Origin of the sequence: Nitrosomonas sp. HPC101 (assembly GCF_009833125.1) — a bacterium.
In the GTDB taxonomy this organism is placed as follows: Bacteria; Pseudomonadota; Gammaproteobacteria; order Burkholderiales; family Nitrosomonadaceae; genus Nitrosomonas.
In genome coordinates this window covers 282396-299638 of record NZ_QRCC01000001.1, presented here as the reverse complement: position 1 = coordinate 299638, position 17243 = coordinate 282396, and the positions used below count along the sequence as shown (strand labels likewise).

Below are 17243 nucleotides of genomic sequence, written 5' to 3'. Positions count from 1 at the left end.
GCCAGAATTTTAATTGTTTGAAGAGCGCATGTAAAAAGGATGACAATAATTTATCTGGCTTCAAGTCTGAGGAGGTCGTAGCACACTTGGACTGGTCAGATGGCATTCCAGAATCTTCCTGAAGTGATCTGGATCCTTTTTATGTGTCAGCTCGCCTGGACGAGGCAAATAATAGTCATATAAACGTGATAGCCAGAAACGCAGCGCTCCTGCTCGCAGCATGGCTGGCCAGGCGGGGTATTCTTCTGTCGTGAGTGGCCGGATAACCTGGTAGGCCTCGACAAGAGCGTGCATACGTATCTTGTCCATCGCGCCGTCCGGCAGTGTACACCAGTCATTTGCAGTAATAGCCAGATCGTATAGCAAAGCGTCGTTACAGGCAAAATAGAAGTCGATAATTCCGCCAATGCCGGTGGATGTGAATAAGACGTTATCCCGGAAAAGATCGGCATGTATGACTCCTTGCGGGAGACAGACAGTCATTTGTGTCGCCTGGAATTGCAATTCCTCATTGAGCAGATTTTGCCTGGAACGGGAAAGAAAAGGCATGATTGTTCCGGCTGTAGCCTGCCACCAGTCCGATCCGCGTGGATTTTTATTTTTACCACGGTAGTTCAGCCCTGCCAGATGCATTCTGGCGAGTATTTCTCCGACCTGTGCACATTGTTTTTCTGTAACTTGTACTATGGATCGTCCGGGGAGGAAGGTTACGATGGAAGCAGGTTTACCGTTCAGCTGTCCCAGCAGGCTGTGATTGTGTGATTCAACAGGCTTGGGGCAGGGAATGCCTTGCCTGGAAAGATACGCCATCAGGTTGAGATAAAAGGGCAATTCAACGCTGCTCAGTTTTTCGAACAGTGTGAGAATAAATTGACCTTGTACCGTCGTCACGAAGTAATTGGTATTTTCAATGCCAGATGAAATGCCCTGCAAATCAACCAGCGATCCAAGTGAATAGTTTTGCAGCCAGACAGCTAGCTGCTCTTTGGTAACCGGGGTAAAAACAGACATGAATGAAGCGTTAAAAAGGCAGTTTGTAAAGAATGGCGGGCAAATTGGTGAATTTGCTGGAGATCGCCTGGATTCCGGCAAATTCTGCTCAAAAGCGGTAGATCTGCCACATTGGGACACTTACACCCGATTCCATGTCGCCTCGGTGAGTTGTTCCGGCAGCACTGCGCCGGTTCAGAAGATAATATGGTTTTCCGATTCGGGGGGTGATCTTGATCATGTATAGTTCGCCATTAACACGATATTCCTCAATTGTTTCATCTTTTCCTTCATGGATTGTGATTTCCGGCTCCAGTGATGGATCCAGCTCTAATTCGGGAGGAAGAGCGTGTTCTTCCCCGGTTGAAGGCGGATCTGGAATTTCCGGTAACGGAATCAGGTTATCCGGTTGCGACTGGGTTTGCGCTGATACCAGAGAGGATATCCAGATCAGGTTTCCGCAGAGAAATAAAAGCGTTGCCGACCTCATGCTAGGAAACCTCTGATCAAGTTTTGCGTGGTCGCACACTGTGTTTTGCGGGTGGAATGCGAGGCGGGCGAAATGGTGAATGGTTGACTTCCCTTCACAACGAGCCTAACGCTGCAGTCCGTCTGTAAAACCAGTGTTCCAAAGAGTTGCGGAAAAATCATGCGCTCGCTATGTCGTACTTTTTGGCATCGTAGAATAGCTGCGACCTTCGTCGCGCTTCTTGCGATCATCGCCATTTTGTCTGCAATGCGGCTTATGGGGGACGTAATCAGAGATTCCCTTATGTATCCGGATAGTTGTAACATTCTGGTGTTTTCCTGGCGGATTGGGTTTGCCGGTGTCAAAGATTGAGTTGTATGTTACGTTCGGCGGCTGAGGGTTCAAATCCGGATGTTTCATAGTAGCGAAAGATTGCATCTACTACCTGAGCGGGTTCATCTACAATTTGAATGAGATCCATGTCTTCCGGAGAGATAAAATTATCTCGGATGAGTACCTGGTGAAACCAATCGATTATTCCTGCCCAAAAGTCCGAACAAACCAGAATAATCGGCATCTTGCGGGTTTTCCCGGTCTGGACGAGAGTCAATGCTTCCATCAGCTCGTCCAGCGTTCCAAATCCGCCTGGCATCACGACGTAAGCGGTCGCAAACTTGATGAACATATATTTGCGAGCAAAGAAATGGCGGAAAGTCTGGCTGATATCTTGATAGACATTACGGCGCTGTTCGTGTGGAAGCTGAATGTTGAGGCCCACACTGGGGGATTTGCCGTAAAAAGCGCCTTTGTTGGCGGCTTCCATAATACCTGGCCCTCCACCCGATATGACCGAGAACCCGGCGTCCGACAATTGTCTTGCGACTGCTTCGGTTAATTGATAATGTGGATGATCGGGATGGGTTCTGGCACTGCCGAAAATACTGATAGCAGGCTGGATACATTCGAGTCTCTCTGTACCTTCAACAAATTCTGCCACGATACCGAAAACCCGCCATGATTCCCTGGCTGACCAGGGTTTTTCCAGGGTAAGGGCATCCCCCAGTTTTGCTTGTAAACTCATAAAGGTCCTTGTTTGATGAAAACACTCGTGCTGATCGACGGCTCTTCCTACCTGTATCGTGCTTTCCATGCTCTGCCCGATTTGCGTAATCGCCTTAATGAACCTACTGGTGCAATTTATGGCGTGCTGAATATGCTGCGTCGCCTGTATAAAGAATACCAGCCAGATTATAGCGCGTGTGTGTTTGACGCAAAAGGTAAAACATTCCGGGAAGATATCTATCCGCAATATAAGGCAAACCGTCCACCGATGCCGGAAGATTTGGTCAGCCAGATCGATCCCCTGCATGCCTGTATCCGGGCGATGGGTTGGCCGCTGCTGATAGAAGAGGGAGTCGAGGCTGATGATGTTATCGGAACGTTGGTGGAGCGTGCACTCGCCAGGCAGATACAGTGTGTAATTTCGACGGGTGACAAGGATATTGCACAACTCGTCAGGCCGGGTATTCGGCTGGTGAACACTATGAGTAACGAATCACTGGATGAATCTGGTGTTCTGCAGAAATTTGGTGTGACACCTGCACAGATTATCGACTTTCTGGCACTGGTGGGGGATAGCGTGGACAATATTCCCGGAGTGGATAAGGTTGGCCCCAAAACAGCGGTGAAATGGCTCGATCGATACGGCACGCTGGATGATCTGATTATGCATGCGGATGAGATAAAGGGGGTGGTGGGTGAGAATTTGCGCAAGGCGCTGAGTTGGTTGCAGGTCTCACGAGAGTTACTGACAATCAAATGCGATGTTCCGCTTGCAGTGGATTGGCAGGATCTGGTCGCTGCTCCACCCGATACGGCCAGGTTGGTGGAACTTTATGAGCACCTTGAATTTCGCAGCTGGTTGCGTGAACTCAAGCAACCCAGCATAGAGGAGAATGGAAAGGTTGAGTCAGGTACTGCGACAGCAGTGGCAAGCAATCCACTGTTGCCAAAAGGGAAAAATGATAATGAGCGTGACTACCAGATCATTCTGACTGATTTGCAACTGGAAGAGTGGTTGACACAATGTGAATCTGCCGAGCTGGTTTCAATCGATACTGAAACAACCAGCCTAAATTCAATGGAGGCGAAACTGGTAGGGCTTTCATTGTGCATGGAGCCAGGACGTGCAGCATATATACCACTCGCCCATCACTACCCGGGTGTAGCTTCACAGCTGAACCGTGAGCGGGTACTGCAACGGTTGAAGTCCTGGCTGGAGAATGGGGATAAGCCCAAGGTAGGGCAGAATCTGAAATATGACCGGCATGTATTTGCCAACCACGGAATCGCACTGAACGGAATCACGCACGATACCCTGCTGCAATCGTATGTGCTCGAATCTCATCTGCCACATGATCTGGACAGCCTGGCTCGTCGACACCTGGATATCCAGACCATCAGCTATGATGATGTCACCGGAAAGGGCGCGAAACGTATTGGATTTGATCAGGTGGAAATTCATCAGGCGGGGATCTATGCAGCCGAAGATGCCGATATTCCGTTGCGTTTGCATCATTTTTTATATCCGATCATCGGTCATGGCACTCGCCTTGGATATATTTACCAGCAGATTGAGATGCCGTTGCTGGAAGTGCTGTTCCGGATCGAACGTAATGGCGTATTGCTCGATACCGACCTCTTGCAGGTGCAAAGTGGTGAGCTTGCGCAGCAATTGGTAGTGTTGGAGCAGCAGGCCCATTCCTTGGCAGGCCATACTTTTAATTTGAACTCGACCAAACAGATACAGGAAATTTTGTTTGGGCAGCATCAGTTGCCAGTCATTAAAAAAACACCCAAGGGTGCTCCATCTACAGATGAAGAAGTGCTGCAGCAGCTCGCTCTGGATTATCCGCTGCCCAGGGTATTGCTGGATTATCGGAGTCTTGCCAAGCTCAGGTCGACTTATATCGATAAACTGCCCCAGATGGTGAACAGGCAGACTGGCCGTGTTCATACAAATTATGCTCAGGCGGTAGCGGTTACCGGCCGCCTGGCGAGTAATGATCCCAATTTACAGAATATCCCGGTGCGTACGCCGGAAGGCAGGCGCATCCGTGAGGCATTTGTTGCGCCTGATGGCTGGCATATCGTTTCGGCCGATTATTCCCAGATCGAGTTGCGTATCATGGCGCATATTTCCCGGGATGCCGGATTGATACAGGCGTTTCTGGAAGGGCAGGATATTCATCGTGCGACAGCGGCCGAGGTGTTCGGCACGTCTGTTGATCAGGTGAATGCAGAACAGCGTCGTTACGCCAAGGTTATTAATTTTGGTTTAATTTATGGTATGTCTGAGTTTGGACTCGCCACTCAGCTGGGTATAGAGCGTGCTGCCGCCCGTACCTTTATCGATCGCTATTTTGCGCGCTACCCGGGTGTGGCGGATTACATGCAGCGTACCAGAGAATTTGCGAAGCAGAACGGATATGTTGAAACCGTGCTGGGAAGAAGGTTGCAACTATCTGATATTCGCAGCAGCCAGCATAATCGTCGGATGGGAGCTGAGCGGGCGGCAATCAATGCCCCAATGCAGGGTACGGCAGCTGATATTATTAAACTGGCTATGATTTCTGTACACCAGTGGCTAATGGAAGCACGGCTTCAAAGCAAATTGATTATGCAGGTGCATGATGAATTAGTGCTGGAGGTGATTGAGAATGAACTATCCGTGGTCAAAGAAAATCTACTGATATTAATGGAGAACACCCTTAAGCTGGATGTGCCGCTGAAAGTTGAAATTGGTTCTGGAAAAAACTGGGATCAGGCACATTAGCTTGCTGCTTTTTGTTGAATCGACCCCGGTAACTGGTACTTTTATTCACTTTCTTTTCAGGGATTGTATGAAACTTCTTGACTAATAAGTGACATCTATTTAGATTGGGCTGTTATAGAATAATTTATGATTATAAAAGGAGGGGACTTACAGATATGGATATTGCATCGGTATTGTTGACCGGGCTTATTGATCTGCCATGGTGGGGATATATCGTTGTGGCGCTGGCGCTAACCCACATAACGATTGCCAGCATTACTATTTTTTTGCATCGTCATCAGGCACACCGGGCATTGGATTTACATCCCATTCCCAGTCATTTTTTTCGTTTCTGGCTATGGTTGACGTCCGGGATGGTAACCAAGGAATGGGCGGCAATTCATCGGAAACATCATGCAAAATGTGAAACTGTGGATGATCCCCACAGTCCGCAAATTTTTGGAATCAGGAAAGTACTGGGTGAAGGCGCTGAGCTTTACAAGATCGAAGCCAAAAACCAGGAAACGCTTGAGCGTTACGGACATGGTACCCCGGATGACTGGATGGAGCGTCATGTATATACCAAGCACAGTGTGGCAGGCATTGCATTGATGCTGATTATCAATGTGGTGTTGTTCGGGCCGATTGGTTTGACGATCTGGGCTGTGCAAATGATGTGGACGCCGGTATTTGCGGCAGGTGTTATCAACGGTATTGGCCACTATTGGGGTTATCGAAATTTTCGCCCGGGAGATGCGAGCCGCAATATTAGCCCCTGGGGGATACTGATTGGCGGAGAAGAGTTGCATAATAATCACCATGCTTATCCGACCTCTGCCAGATTATCCAACAAGTGGTATGAGTTTGATATTGGTTGGCTGTATATCCGGTTACTGGAAATGATGGGATTAGCGCGGGTGAAGAAAACAGCTCCCAAGCTGCAACTTAATAAAGCCAAGACCCAATGTGACTTGGAAACGTTGCAGGCGGTTATTTCCCATCGCTATGAGGTACTGGCGAAATATACCAAGTCATTGAAAGTTGCATTCAAGAATGAACTATCATCCTTACAGAAAGCAGCAGTCGAGCTTGGTGTGGATGGTTCAACACTGAAGAGCTGGATACTGGCTGATGCGAAAACTCTGAAGGAAGAGGAGCGTACCAAGCTGGATCAGGCGTTGAGTCATACTCAAAAGCTGGATACGCTTTATCGTATGAGAGAAGAATTGTCTTTGATATGGGAACGTTCTGCGGCAACCAAGGATGAGTTGCTCAAGCAGCTGGAGGACTGGTGTCGTCGTGCGGAGGAAAGTGGTATCGAATTTCTGGAGAATTTTTCTCGCAGGCTCCGCTGTTACGCGTAAGCATGTCTTCTTAAGAAGATGAATAAAAAACCCGCTTAGGCGGGTTTTTTATTGGCCAAGTAAAACGGCTCTACTTAAGTTTAGTTTCTTTATATAGGACGTGCTTTCTCGCTACCGGGTCGAATTTATTGAGTTCCAGCTTTTCCGGGTTGGCACGTTTGTTTTTGGTCGTGGTATAAAAGTGACCTGTGCCTGCTGAGGATTCAAGTTTTATTTTTTCACGCATGAATATACCTTTCTGGGTTCGTCGTTTTGCCGAGTGTTAATCAGATACGTTCTCCGCGTGCCCGCATGTCGGCAATGACTGAATCAATACCGTTTTTATCTATAGTGCGTAGCGCGGCGTTGGTAAGACGTAAACGTATCCAGCGATTTTCACTTTCCAGCCAAAAGCGGCGCGACTGAAGGTTGGGCAGAAAGCGCCGTTTTGTTTTGTTGTTTGCATGAGAGACATGATGGCCGCTCATGGGGCGCTTCCCCGTGACTTGACATACACGCGCCATGTTACTAACTCCTGTCATTAAAATACTGAAGCCTTGCATTATAGCTTGTAGAGATATGTTTTTTCAATTTAAATCAAGCCCCGTTCTGCAAATGACACGACTTCACTACCGCCGATGACAAAATGATCAAGTACCTTGACATCTACCAGTGCCAGTGCCTGTTTAAGAGATTGAGTCAGCGTTTCATCTGCTTTGCTGGGCTCAGCGATACCGGAAGGATGATTATGCGCAAAAATCATGGCGGCTGCGTTGTGGTAGAGGGCACGTTTGACGACTTCACGCGGATAAACGCTGGCTTGTGTCAATGTGCCGTTAAATAATTCTTCGGTAACGATTGTTCGATGTCTGGCATCCAGAAAAATACCGACGAAAACTTCGTGTGGTCTTCCGCTCAGGCTGAGCCGGAGATAACTTCGTACGGATTGTGGCGAATTCATAATATCACCACTCTTGAGCTCTTCTGCCAATGCGCGTCTGGCCATTTCCATAACAGCCTGAAGCTGTGCGAATTTTGCCGGCCCCATTCCAGGTAGTTCGCTGAATTCGTGCAGATTTGCCGCACATAATTTTGTCAGGCTACCGAAGTGAGTTAGCAGCTTACGAGCCAGCTCGACAGCGCTGATCCCGGTAATACCGGTACGCAGAAAAATAGCCAGTAATTCCGCATCTGAAAGGGCTGCAGCACCTTTGATGATTAGTTTCTCCCGCGGACGTTCAGCTTCCGGCCAGTCAGAAATTGCCATGTTGGAATGAATCCTGTAAAAGTGAATAGGTTTGACTCCGGTAATATGAGTAGAACGGTTATTCCAGCCAAAAATGAATGGCTGTTTTGTCCTTGTATTGGCGGATTAATTTAACCTGTTGAATCCTAAATATTTATTGCTTAATATGATGCTGGTTGATGCATTTGCAGGAAAACGTTTGCTGCTGGGAGTGACTGGTGGGATTGCTGCTTACAAGGCTGCAGAACTTGCCCGATTACTGATCAAGGCAGGTATTGACGTACAGGTCGTGATGACTGAATCGGCCTGCCGGTTTATTGGTGCAGTTACATTTCAGGCGTTGACGGGCAACAAGGTATTTACTGCACTTTGGGATGCGGATATGGCAAACGGGATGGCACATATCGGCTTGTCCCGGGAAGCAGATGCGCTGCTGATTGCACCGGCATCTGCAGATTTTATTGCCAAGATCGCACATGGGCTGGCAGATGATCTGCTCTCCACACTTTGCCTGGCACGTAACTGCCCGTTACTGATCGCGCCGGCGATGAATTTACAGATGTGGGAAAATGCAGCCACGCGACGCAATCTGGATATTTTGCGGCAGGATGGTATTACCGTGTTTGGACCGGATAGCGGCTATCAGGCGTGTGGGGAAACCGGGGCAGGACGCATGCTTGAACCGGAAAATCTACTGCATCGGATTCAACATTTCTTTCAGCTGGAATATCTTGCCGGAAAGCGAGTGCTGATTACCGCCGGACCGACTTTTGAAGCCATCGATGTGGTTAGGGGATTGACCAATCGCAGTTCCGGGAAAATGGGTATCGCCATGGCGCAGGCAGCGCTTGCAGCAGGTGCGCAAGTCACACTGATATGCGGTCCGGTTGGTTTACCGCTTCCGCCGGTACAAAAATGTATCCACGTTATCAGTGCTGATGAAATGTTCGCAGCGGTGAAAGCGGAAGTGGATAACAGTGACATTTTCATCAGTGTGGCGGCGGTTGCAGATTATCGTCCGGCGGAATACCATTCTTCCAAGCTAAAGAAAACCGAAGCCGCCATGATGCTGACGCTGATTCCCAACCCGGACATTCTACAGTATGTCGCTAGTTTGCCGGAACCCCCGTTCTGCGTGGGATTTGCAGCAGAAACAGAAGCGGTTGAACAGTATGCGGAAGAAAAGCGAAGACGGAAAAAGCTGCCGCTGATTATCGCCAATAATGCAGCTGAAGCAATCGGGGCAGATGTAAGTGCACTGGTACTGCTGGACGAAGAAGGAACACATTATTTGCCCCAGGCTGACAAGTACGCACAGGCCCGGATAATCATGGCGCATATCGCCCGTCTTCATGAAACACAAAAAGGAAAATCTGCATAATGAAACAGTTTGATATCAGACTGCTTGATTCGCGTTTAATGGACTGCGTACCCGGCTATGCCACACCAGGATCAGCTGGCATCGATTTGCGCGCCTGTATCAATGAAAGAACTGAAATTCGTCCCGGGGAAACGCTGCTGATTCCTTCCGGCATTGCCATTCACCTAGCAGATCCTGGGTTTGCCGCCGTAGTGTTGCCGCGCTCTGGCCTGGGGCACAAGCATGGCATCGTGCTGGGCAATCTGGTGGGGCTGATCGATTCGGATTATCAGGGGCAAATCCTGGTTTCCTGCTGGAATCGGAATCAGACTGGATTTATGCTCGATCCGATGGAGCGGATCGCACAACTGGTCATCGTTCCTGTAATTCAGGCCCGGTTTAATGTTGTGGAAGCTTTCCAGCCGAGCGCGCGCGGAGAACAGGGATTTGGCAGTACCGGCAAACATTGAGTCTGTGCTGAAAATCCGCTGATTGGAATATGTGGCAGATCCTGATGTTGAGCTTTGGATCAATAGTTTTCATAGATAGAATGACCGTTCAGTGGATCGGAAATGGAACACCAGCCTTCTTCAGATACATTGCACGGTTATTGCAACAGCACTGGATCTCTCCAATATATGTGCCGATTCGACTTGCAGTATAATCACCAGTTTTGGATGAGACACTGTCATGGAAGCTGAACAAATCAATGTAATGACCGACCAGCTAGAAAGCATGAAGCAAAGAAATATTGATTTGCGGAGGTATCTTTGACTTCGATACCAAGCAAATACGGCTGACAGAGCTGGAACGCCAATCTGAAGACCCCGCTATCTGGAATGATCCGGATCGCGCCCAAGAGCTGGGGCGTGAGAAAAAATCCCTTGAGAATGTCGTATGCACTCTGCAATCAGTTGATCGCCAACTGCGGGATACACATGAGTTGCTGCAGATCGCCCAAGAGGAAAACGACGAAGAAACCCTGCAAAGCATTGCGGATGATGTCGCGAAACTCGATCGGGTGCTGGCCGAGATGGAGTTCCGCCGGATGTTTTCCAATCCCATGGATCCTAATAACTGTTTTGTCGATATTCAGTCTGGCTCAGGCGGAACTGAAGCACAGGACTGGGCGTCGATGCTGGAAAGAATGTATCTGCGCTACTGTGAGCGGCGTGGTCTGGGAGTGGAACTGCTGGAAGAATCCCCGGGTGACGTAGCAGGCATCAAGAGTGCCACACTCAAGATAAGTGGTGAATATGCCTATGGTTATCTGCGCACAGAAACTGGTGTACACCGATTGGTGCGCAAATCTCCGTTTGATTCGGGCAATCGGCGACATACGTCCTTCGCCAGCGTATTTGTTTACCCGGAAGTGGATGACAGCATCGAAATCGACATCAACCCGGCTGATCTGCGGGTGGATACCTACCGTGCTTCGGGTGCGGGCGGGCAGCATATCAATAAAACCGACTCGGCTGTCCGGATCACGCACATTCCAACGGGTATTGTTGTTCAATGCCAGAGTGGCCGTTCCCAGCATCGCAACCGTGCCGATGCTATGACGGTATTGAAATCCCGTCTGTATGAAGCAGAACTGAGAAAACGAAACGAGACCAAACAGGCCATCGAGGATTCCAAAACCGACATCGCCTGGGGACACCAGATCCGCTCCTACGTGCTGGATCAATCCCGCATCAAAGATCTGCGCACTAATATCGAGATTGGCAATACCCAGGCCGTGCTCGATGGTGATCTGGATATATTCATCGAAGCCAGCCTCAAGCAAGGGATATGATCTTTGTTCCGCCTGCGTGTGCCGATGATGCGGATTAATATTCCAGGATAAAACATGACACCGACCCTCATTGGACTGGTGGGTGCGGGGTTGTTTGCTATTGCTATCCTGCACACATTCTGCACCGGGCTCTTCAAGCGTCTGGCGCGTATTCAGCCTGCGCATGCCGGGCTGTGGCATCTGCTGGGCGAGGTGGAGATAGTATTCGGTTTTTGGGCGTTGGTGTTGGTGGTGATTCTGTTCATTGTTGAAGGTGAAACCGCAGCGATACATTACGTCGATTCCCGCAATTTCACTGAACCGATGTTCGTTTTTGCCATTATGGTGATTGCGGGCACCCGCCCAATCCTGCAGACGGTGATGGCTGCGGTTCATCAAGTCACTCGCTTCATTCCTCTCCCGGGCAGCATGGGGTTCTGCTTTACCGTCCTGACTCTGATTCCTCTGATTGGTTCGTTCATCACCGAGCCTGCCGCCATGACGCTGGCAGCGTTGATCCTGGCTGAACATATTTTTGCAAAAGGGATTTCCGCACACATGAAGTACGCCATCCTGGCCGTGCTGTTTGTGAATATTTCCATCGGAGGCACGCTGACACACTTTGCCGCACCTCCTGTTCTGATGGTGGCGAGCAAGTGGGGCTGGGACACGGCTTTCATGCTGACGACCTTCGGCTGGAAAGCAGCCATTGCCGTAGGAGTGAATGCCTTGGGTGTGACGCTGCTGTTTCGCGAAGAGCTGCGGCTGTTAACGGTTACCGGTAACAAGCACCATGATGCTGTACCGCCAGTGCTGGCAGGAGTGCATTTGGCGTTTCTGGCAGGTGTTGTGATGTTTTCTCATCATCTGGCCGTATTTATGGGTTTATTCCTGTTTTTTCTGGGAATCGCCCACGCTTATCAGCATTATCAGGATCGTCTGATCTTGCGCGAAAGTCTGCTGGTTGCCTTTTTTCTGGCTGGTCTGGTGGTGCTGGGCGGTCAGCAACAGTGGTGGCTGCAGCCGTTGTTGATGCGTATGACCACCGACCAGATGTTTCTTGGTGCAACCCTGCTGACTGCAGTGACCGATAACGCGGCACTGACCTATCTGGGTTCTCTGGTTGAAGGCTTATCTGATGATCTCAAATACGCCCTCGTCAGTGGTGCGGTGACAGGAGGTGGGCTGACTCTCATTGCGAATGCTCCCAATCCGGCAGGGGTGGCCATCCTGCGTCATCATTTCGATGATCAGGCAGTACGCCCTCTCAGACTGCTGCTGACTGCAGCAGCTCCGACTCTTGTTGCCGCGCTGGCGTTCCGGTTGCTGTAATCGAGCTTCTAATATCTCTGATGCGACTGAAAATAAATCCATGCTACTACCAGGAGCAGCAAACTGAATAAACTTCCTCCGATTGGCTTGCGGAATCGAAACATCTTTGATCGTGTGAACGAGATTGTTTTTCATTTTTTGTCACGTAAAACCTTGTAACTGCTAATTGTGATACCCGTTATCTCATTTGATTTCCGGGTTTTTATGGAACAGATCATGGAGGAATGATACATTTCTTATCCTCACCTGTTCCATAAAAACCCAGGATAATCTGGGGGACAGGACTGTTTAACGGAAAGCTGGATAAAGAATGGGGTTGTACCACCTCCTGGCTCTAAATCAATTAAACTGGGTACTGTTTACCAGCTTGCAAGCTTGATTGCTGAAAAATTAAAATAAAGCAGAAAAGGAGAGTTCATGAACAATCAGTCACCAGTGGACAAGAAGACGCAGATCAATTTCTGGTATGTATTAGTTGCGGTACTGAGTGTTCTCTTCATTCAGAATCTTTATACGCAATATACAAAAATCGAGCCGATTCCTTACAGCCGCTTTCAGACATTACTGGAGCAAGACAAAGTAGCTGAAGTGGCTATTACAGATCAACAGATTTTCGGCAAACTCAAGGATACGAGTGGTGAAAAATTTACTGAATTCGTCACTACCCGGGTCGAATCGGATCTGGCGGAGATGTTGGATAAGCATAGTGTTACTTATACCGGGGTGGTGCAAAGTACCTGGTTGCGCGATCTGCTTTCCTGGATCGTGCCGATGGCGATTTTTATTGGTATCTGGTTATTTATCATCCGGCGGATGAATAAAGGCATCATGGGAAGCGGTTTGATGTCGATTGGCAAAAGTCGTGCCAAGGTTTACGTAGAAAAAGAAACCAGTGTAACCTTTGCCGATGTTGCCGGAGTGGATGAGGCCAAGGAAGAATTGATGGAGATCGTCAATTTCCTTAAAAATCCAAAGGAATACAGCCGACTGGGCGGACGGGCGCCTAAAGGCATACTGTTGGTTGGCCCGCCGGGGACCGGTAAAACCCTGCTGGCCCGGGCCGTCGCCGGGGAAGCACATGTGCCATTTTTTTCAATTTCCGGATCGGAATTTGTTGAAATGTTCGTTGGAGTAGGCGCTGCACGGGTGCGTGATCTGTTTGAGCAAGCTCGCCAGATGGCGCCTGCTATCATTTTCATTGATGAACTGGACGCACTGGGACGCGCGCGCGGGGCAGGTGGATTTGGTGGTCATGATGAAAAAGAACAGACGCTGAACCAGTTGCTGGCCGAGCTGGATGGATTCGATTCCTCCAGCGGAATTGTTCTGCTTGCTGCTACCAATCGTCCTGAAATTTTGGATGCAGCCCTGCTGCGTGCAGGGCGCTTCGATCGTCAGGTGCTGGTGGATCGGCCTGACAAAAAAGGCCGTCAGGATATTCTTGCCGTGCATATTAGCAAAGTCACGCTGGCATCCGATGTTAATACTGAACAGATTGCTGCACTGACACCCGGTTTTACAGGTGCGGATCTGGCTAACCTGATCAATGAAGCTGCGCTGCTGGCAACCCGACGTGGGGCGGCAGCTGTGGCCATGGATGATTTCAATAACGCGATCGAGCGCATCGTGGCCGGCCTGGAAAAACGTAACCGTCTGCTCAATCCTGATGAAAGGCGCACCGTTGCTTATCATGAACTGGGCCATGCCATGGTGGCACTTGCTCTGCCTGGCTCGGACGAAGTACATAAGGTTTCAATCATTCCGCGTGGAATCGGCGCGCTGGGTTATACCATTCAGCGTCCCACTGAGGATCGTTTTCTTATGACGCGCAAAGAACTGGAAAATAAAATGGCAGTATTATTAGGTGGGCGTGCAGCGGAAAAGCTGGTGTTCGATGAGATTTCCACCGGTGCTTCCGATGATCTGGCGCGTGCTACCGATATTGCTCGTGCAATGGTTTCACGCTATGGCATGAGTGAGGCAATTGGAAATGTAGTTTATGATCGAGAGCAAATGACCTATCTGCAACCCAATTTTCCCATGCCACAAAGTCGTAATTACAGCGAAGAGACTGCCAACAAGATTGATCAGGCAGTGCGTGCACTACTTGATCGGGCGCTTGAGCGTGCTATCAAAATCCTGGATAAAAACCGGGCGTTGCTTGATCAGACTGCACAGCAACTCCTGGAAACTGAAACGTTGAATCAGCCGGAACTGCTGGAGTTGAAACACAGCATCCTTGCAGAAGAAACAAATCCTTCAACGTAGCAAAACCAAGCGGGGAATCGCGGCAGAATCCATCCAGACGATAGCATTTTGTCCAAATTCCCTGCCGATTTTTATAGCAATGGCGAGATTGATATCCAGCACGAGTAAGCTTTCTTCGGCAGGCCATTCCCCGGCAGGATCGATGCCTGCACCCCGGTATATGTGATTTGAATGGTTGGCAAGTGTTTCATATAACCGGGCCATGGCAGATCGGTTTTCTTCGGGGGCTACCACTTGGCTGGCTGGATTGCAAGCGGTGATATATGCTGCATTCCAGCTGTCAGTGAGTTGAAGCAATGCAGCCAGGGGCGCAGATTGACAGCCAATCCGCAGGGTAACCAGAGAAGTATCGATCCACACCTGATACCGTGTGGCAAGATATTTACCGATCAGTTCTTCCGGAAGGGTGGATGGCACTGTGTTTTTATGTGAATTTCCATATGGGAATTTGGTAAAGCGTTCATTGTACAAATCTTTCTGATTATTTTTATTGGTTGAGTGTAAATGAAATTTATTATTTTTATCCTGCTGTGGATAGCTTCTGGTCTGGCCAATGCGCAGGAATTGGCACCATCCCGGATATCCGATACGCTGGAGCAGCGTGTAAAACCCTGTACGATTTGCCATGGTGATGAAGACAGGGCAGGGCGAGATGCGTATTACCCGCGAATTGCGGGCAAGCCGGCTGGTTATCTGTTCAATCAGTTACGCAATTTTCGCGATGGACGACGGTACTACCAGGCTATGGCAATTCTGCTGGAAAACCTGTCAGATGAGTATCTGCTCGAAATCGCTCATTATTTCTCCTCCCTGAAATACCCTTATCCGGAACCGGCGGCGATTGCACTGTCACCTGAGGAAACACAGGCAGTAGAAACGCTGATTCATTCGGGTGATCCTGACCGCGACATTCCCGCTTGTAGCGCTTGTCACGGCCAGGCACTGACAGGGACGAAACCCTTTATTCCAAGTTTACTGGGTCTGCCGCATGCCTATCTGGCGGCTCAGTTTGGCGGCTGGCGTAATGGTGGAGTCATGCGCGGGCAAACACCGGATTGTATGTCTGAAATAGCCAAAAAGATGACACAGGAGGAAGTCAATGCGCTGGCTATGTGGTTGCCTACTCAGCCGGTAACAGGTGAACCTGCAGAAGCGGAAAAACTGGCTCCGGAGCTTGCTCAGCGTTGTCATACCATTTTGTCCGGGGAGGGATTCACTCAATGAAATCATCCAATAAATTCAAGTTTGTCGGGAAACGACAAATTGCAGTTTTTGCAGCAAGCGCATTGCTGCCGCTATCGTCTATCGCAGCCAGTCAACCTCCGGCAGATCCGGATACAGAACAGGCGCAACGGGGAGCGTATCTTGCGCGTGCCGGCAACTGCATGGGATGTCATACCACCCGAGGAGGGAAACCTTATGCCGGTGGGCGGGTGCTGAAAACTCCTTTTGGAGAATTTGTCTCTCCAAACATTACGCCGGATAATGAAACAGGTATTGGTCGCTGGGGTGAAGAAGATTTCTGGCAGGCGCTCCATTATGGCAAAGGCAGGGATGGCAGCTATCTGTATCCGGTTTTTCCCTATACCGAATATACGAAGGTTACGCGCCAGGATGCTGATGCAATTTTTGCCTATTTGCGTTCATTGTCACCCATTGCGCAGAGCAATCCACCGCATAAAATCAGCGCTCCTTACGATAACCAGTTTCTCTTGTTTCTCTGGCGCACCTGGTATTTCAAGGAAGGTGTCTACGAACCGGACGGTTCCCAAAGCGATGAATGGAATCGAGGCAACTATCTGGTGCAGGGGTTGGGGCACTGTAATGCCTGCCATACGCCTCGCAACGTATGGGGAGCAAGCCAGGATGACAAACTGGCGGGGGGCGAAATCATGGGCACTTACTGGTATGCGCCATCACTGATTTCTCCTCGGGAAGCCGGGATGGGAGAGTGGTCGGTCGATGAGATTGCCAAACTGCTTTCCACCGGGGTGACTGATCATGCAGTGACTTCCGGTCCGATGGCAACGATTGTCCGGCAAAGCCTGCAATATCTGTCAAAGGAGGATATGCGTGCCATGGCAGTTTATCTGCAATCTCTGGGTGAAAAGCGTGGTGAGGAAGCACCTAAAAAAACCTCGCCCATGCCGGAGCGCGTCAGCAAATACCTGGCACTGGGGAAACCCGTGTATGAAAAACATTGTCAGGAGTGTCATGGAAAATCAGGAGAGGGCGTGCCAGGCATTTATCCACCGTTGGCGGGCAATCGCAATGTTACGATGACCTCATCGCACAATACTATCCGCAGCGTGCTGTATGGAGGATTTCCTCCAGTTACGGCGGGTAATCCGCGTCCTTATGGCATGCCCCCTTTTCAGCACATCATTCGTGATAATGAAATTGCCTGGGTGGTTTCCTATATCCGTAATACCTGGGGAAATTTAGGCAGCCTGGTCAGTCCGGAAGAGGTTGACGCCAGCCGGGGGAATGAGTTTTGAAGCTGTTGTCAATCAGATATTTGGCAGAACAAATGTTTTTAATCTTGGGTCAGGTAATACCTCAACAGGGTTATCCAGCAGATAGTTATAACGGATGGAATAGCGAATGTGACGATGACCAGGACGTTGCCTTTGGACAAAGGCCAGTT

Annotated in this window: 16 protein-coding genes; 9 read left to right on the top strand and 7 right to left on the bottom strand. The window is 49.5% G+C overall.

The window, feature by feature from the left end; all coding sequences use genetic code 11:
- Positions 1-60: 60 nt before the first annotated feature.
- The 3 genes from ABO04_RS01345 to ABO04_RS01335 all read right to left on the bottom strand — a co-directional run bounded on the left by ABO04_RS01345 (position 61) and on the right by ABO04_RS01335 (position 2540).
- Entirely contained in the window at positions 61-1011 is a 951-nt protein-coding gene (locus ABO04_RS01345; RefSeq protein ID WP_160808811.1) for a homoserine kinase, read from the bottom strand.
- Between the two features lie 88 nt (positions 1012-1099).
- Complete coding sequence (locus ABO04_RS01340) at positions 1100-1480, bottom strand: DUF2782 domain-containing protein (protein ID WP_160808810.1); 381 nt, start codon at positions 1478-1480, stop codon at positions 1100-1102.
- A gap of 340 nt (positions 1481-1820) precedes the next feature.
- Positions 1821-2540 (bottom strand): TIGR00730 family Rossman fold protein, encoded by a 720-nt coding sequence (locus tag ABO04_RS01335; protein ID WP_160808809.1) that lies wholly within the window; start codon positions 2538-2540, stop codon positions 1821-1823.
- Positions 2541-2555: 15 nt separating this feature from the next.
- Between ABO04_RS01335 and polA the strand changes: the two genes are divergently transcribed.
- Together polA and ABO04_RS01325 are read left to right on the top strand one after the other, a co-directional pair.
- Positions 2556-5294, top strand: coding sequence for a DNA polymerase I (gene polA, locus ABO04_RS01330; protein ID WP_160808808.1), 2739 nt, complete (start codon positions 2556-2558; stop codon positions 5292-5294).
- A 155-nt stretch (positions 5295-5449) separates the two neighbouring features.
- Complete coding sequence (locus ABO04_RS01325) at positions 5450-6637, top strand: fatty acid desaturase (protein ID WP_160808807.1); 1188 nt, start codon at positions 5450-5452, stop codon at positions 6635-6637.
- A 70-nt stretch (positions 6638-6707) separates the two neighbouring features.
- On the opposite strand, the gene rpmG is transcribed toward ABO04_RS01325, so the two are convergent.
- The 3 genes from rpmG to radC form a co-directional block, all read right to left on the bottom strand.
- Positions 6708-6863 carry a 50S ribosomal protein L33 gene (rpmG, locus tag ABO04_RS01320; RefSeq protein ID WP_160808806.1) on the bottom strand — a complete coding sequence of 52 codons (156 nt, stop codon included), beginning with the start codon at positions 6861-6863 and terminating at the stop codon, positions 6708-6710.
- 40 nt (positions 6864-6903) lie between these two features.
- Positions 6904-7140: a 50S ribosomal protein L28 gene (gene rpmB / locus ABO04_RS01315; RefSeq protein ID WP_160808805.1), complete on the bottom strand. Its 237-nt coding sequence runs from the start codon at positions 7138-7140 to the stop codon at positions 6904-6906.
- Positions 7141-7208: 68 nt separating this feature from the next.
- Positions 7209-7883 (bottom strand): DNA repair protein RadC, encoded by a 675-nt coding sequence (gene radC, locus ABO04_RS01310; RefSeq protein ID WP_160808804.1) that lies wholly within the window; start codon positions 7881-7883, stop codon positions 7209-7211.
- Positions 7884-8028: 145 nt separating this feature from the next.
- Here radC and coaBC point away from each other — a divergent pair, with 145 nt between their 5' ends.
- The 5 genes from coaBC (at position 8029) to ftsH (ending at position 14596) form a co-directional block, all read left to right on the top strand.
- On the top strand, positions 8029-9243 hold the full coding sequence (gene coaBC, locus ABO04_RS01305) for a bifunctional phosphopantothenoylcysteine decarboxylase/phosphopantothenate--cysteine ligase CoaBC (protein ID WP_160808920.1): 1215 nt from the start codon (positions 8029-8031) through the stop codon (positions 9241-9243).
- On the top strand, positions 9243-9692 hold the full coding sequence (gene dut / locus ABO04_RS01300) for a dUTP diphosphatase (protein ID WP_160808803.1): 450 nt from the start codon (positions 9243-9245) through the stop codon (positions 9690-9692). The genes coaBC and dut overlap by 1 nt, the downstream gene beginning before the upstream one ends.
- A 220-nt stretch (positions 9693-9912) precedes the next feature.
- A protein-coding gene (gene prfB / locus ABO04_RS01295; RefSeq protein ID WP_160808802.1) for a peptide chain release factor 2 occupies positions 9913-11017 on the top strand; the annotation gives its coding sequence in 2 pieces (ribosomal slippage) (positions 9913-9993 and positions 9995-11017; 1104 coding nt in all).
- 54 nt (positions 11018-11071) lie between these two features.
- A complete protein-coding gene (locus tag ABO04_RS01290) occupies positions 11072-12328 on the top strand; it encodes a putative Na+/H+ antiporter (protein WP_160808801.1) in 1257 nt (418 codons plus the stop codon).
- A gap of 435 nt (positions 12329-12763) precedes the next feature.
- Positions 12764-14596, top strand: coding sequence for an ATP-dependent zinc metalloprotease FtsH (gene ftsH, locus ABO04_RS01285; RefSeq protein ID WP_345852744.1), 1833 nt, complete (start codon positions 12764-12766; stop codon positions 14594-14596).
- Here the strand turns inward: ftsH and ABO04_RS11970 are convergent.
- Positions 14588-15013 (bottom strand): DUF3293 domain-containing protein, encoded by a 426-nt coding sequence (locus ABO04_RS11970; protein ID WP_160808799.1) that lies wholly within the window; start codon positions 15011-15013, stop codon positions 14588-14590. The genes ftsH and ABO04_RS11970 overlap by 9 nt on opposite strands.
- Positions 15014-15100: 87 nt before the next feature.
- Between ABO04_RS11970 and ABO04_RS01275 the strand changes: the two genes are divergently transcribed.
- Both ABO04_RS01275 and ABO04_RS01270 read left to right on the top strand, forming a co-directional pair.
- A complete protein-coding gene (locus ABO04_RS01275) occupies positions 15101-15820 on the top strand; it encodes a cytochrome c4 (RefSeq protein ID WP_160808798.1) in 720 nt (239 codons plus the stop codon).
- A complete protein-coding gene (locus tag ABO04_RS01270; protein WP_160808797.1) occupies positions 15817-17094 on the top strand; it encodes a cytochrome c in 1278 nt (425 codons plus the stop codon). The genes ABO04_RS01275 and ABO04_RS01270 overlap by 4 nt, the downstream gene beginning before the upstream one ends.
- Positions 17095-17243 lie beyond the last annotated feature (149 nt).

Bases quoted from the DNA above. Each gene is read 5' to 3' on its own strand.
- rpmB (WP_160808805.1), bottom strand. From the start codon at position 7,140: ATGGCGCGTGTATGTCAAGTCACGGGGAAGCGCCCCATGAGCGGCCAT.
- ABO04_RS01325 (WP_160808807.1), top strand. From the start codon at position 5,450: ATGGATATTGCATCGGTATTGTTGACCGGGCTTATTGATCTGCCATGG.
- rpmG (WP_160808806.1), bottom strand. From the start codon at position 6,863: ATGCGTGAAAAAATAAAACTTGAATCCTCAGCAGGCACAGGTCACTTT.
- ABO04_RS01335 (WP_160808809.1), bottom strand. From the start codon at position 2,540: ATGAGTTTACAAGCAAAACTGGGGGATGCCCTTACCCTGGAAAAACCC.
- ABO04_RS01275 (WP_160808798.1), top strand. From the start codon at position 15,101: ATGAAATTTATTATTTTTATCCTGCTGTGGATAGCTTCTGGTCTGGCC.
- ABO04_RS01270 (WP_160808797.1), top strand. From the start codon at position 15,817: ATGAAATCATCCAATAAATTCAAGTTTGTCGGGAAACGACAAATTGCA.
- polA (WP_160808808.1), top strand. From the start codon at position 2,556: ATGAAAACACTCGTGCTGATCGACGGCTCTTCCTACCTGTATCGTGCT.
- ABO04_RS01290 (WP_160808801.1), top strand. From the start codon at position 11,072: ATGACACCGACCCTCATTGGACTGGTGGGTGCGGGGTTGTTTGCTATT.
- ABO04_RS01340 (WP_160808810.1), bottom strand. From the start codon at position 1,480: ATGAGGTCGGCAACGCTTTTATTTCTCTGCGGAAACCTGATCTGGATA.
- coaBC (WP_160808920.1), top strand. From the start codon at position 8,029: ATGATGCTGGTTGATGCATTTGCAGGAAAACGTTTGCTGCTGGGAGTG.
- ABO04_RS01345 (WP_160808811.1), bottom strand. From the start codon at position 1,011: ATGTCTGTTTTTACCCCGGTTACCAAAGAGCAGCTAGCTGTCTGGCTG.
- radC (WP_160808804.1), bottom strand. From the start codon at position 7,883: ATGGCAATTTCTGACTGGCCGGAAGCTGAACGTCCGCGGGAGAAACTA.
- dut (WP_160808803.1), top strand. From the start codon at position 9,243: ATGAAACAGTTTGATATCAGACTGCTTGATTCGCGTTTAATGGACTGC.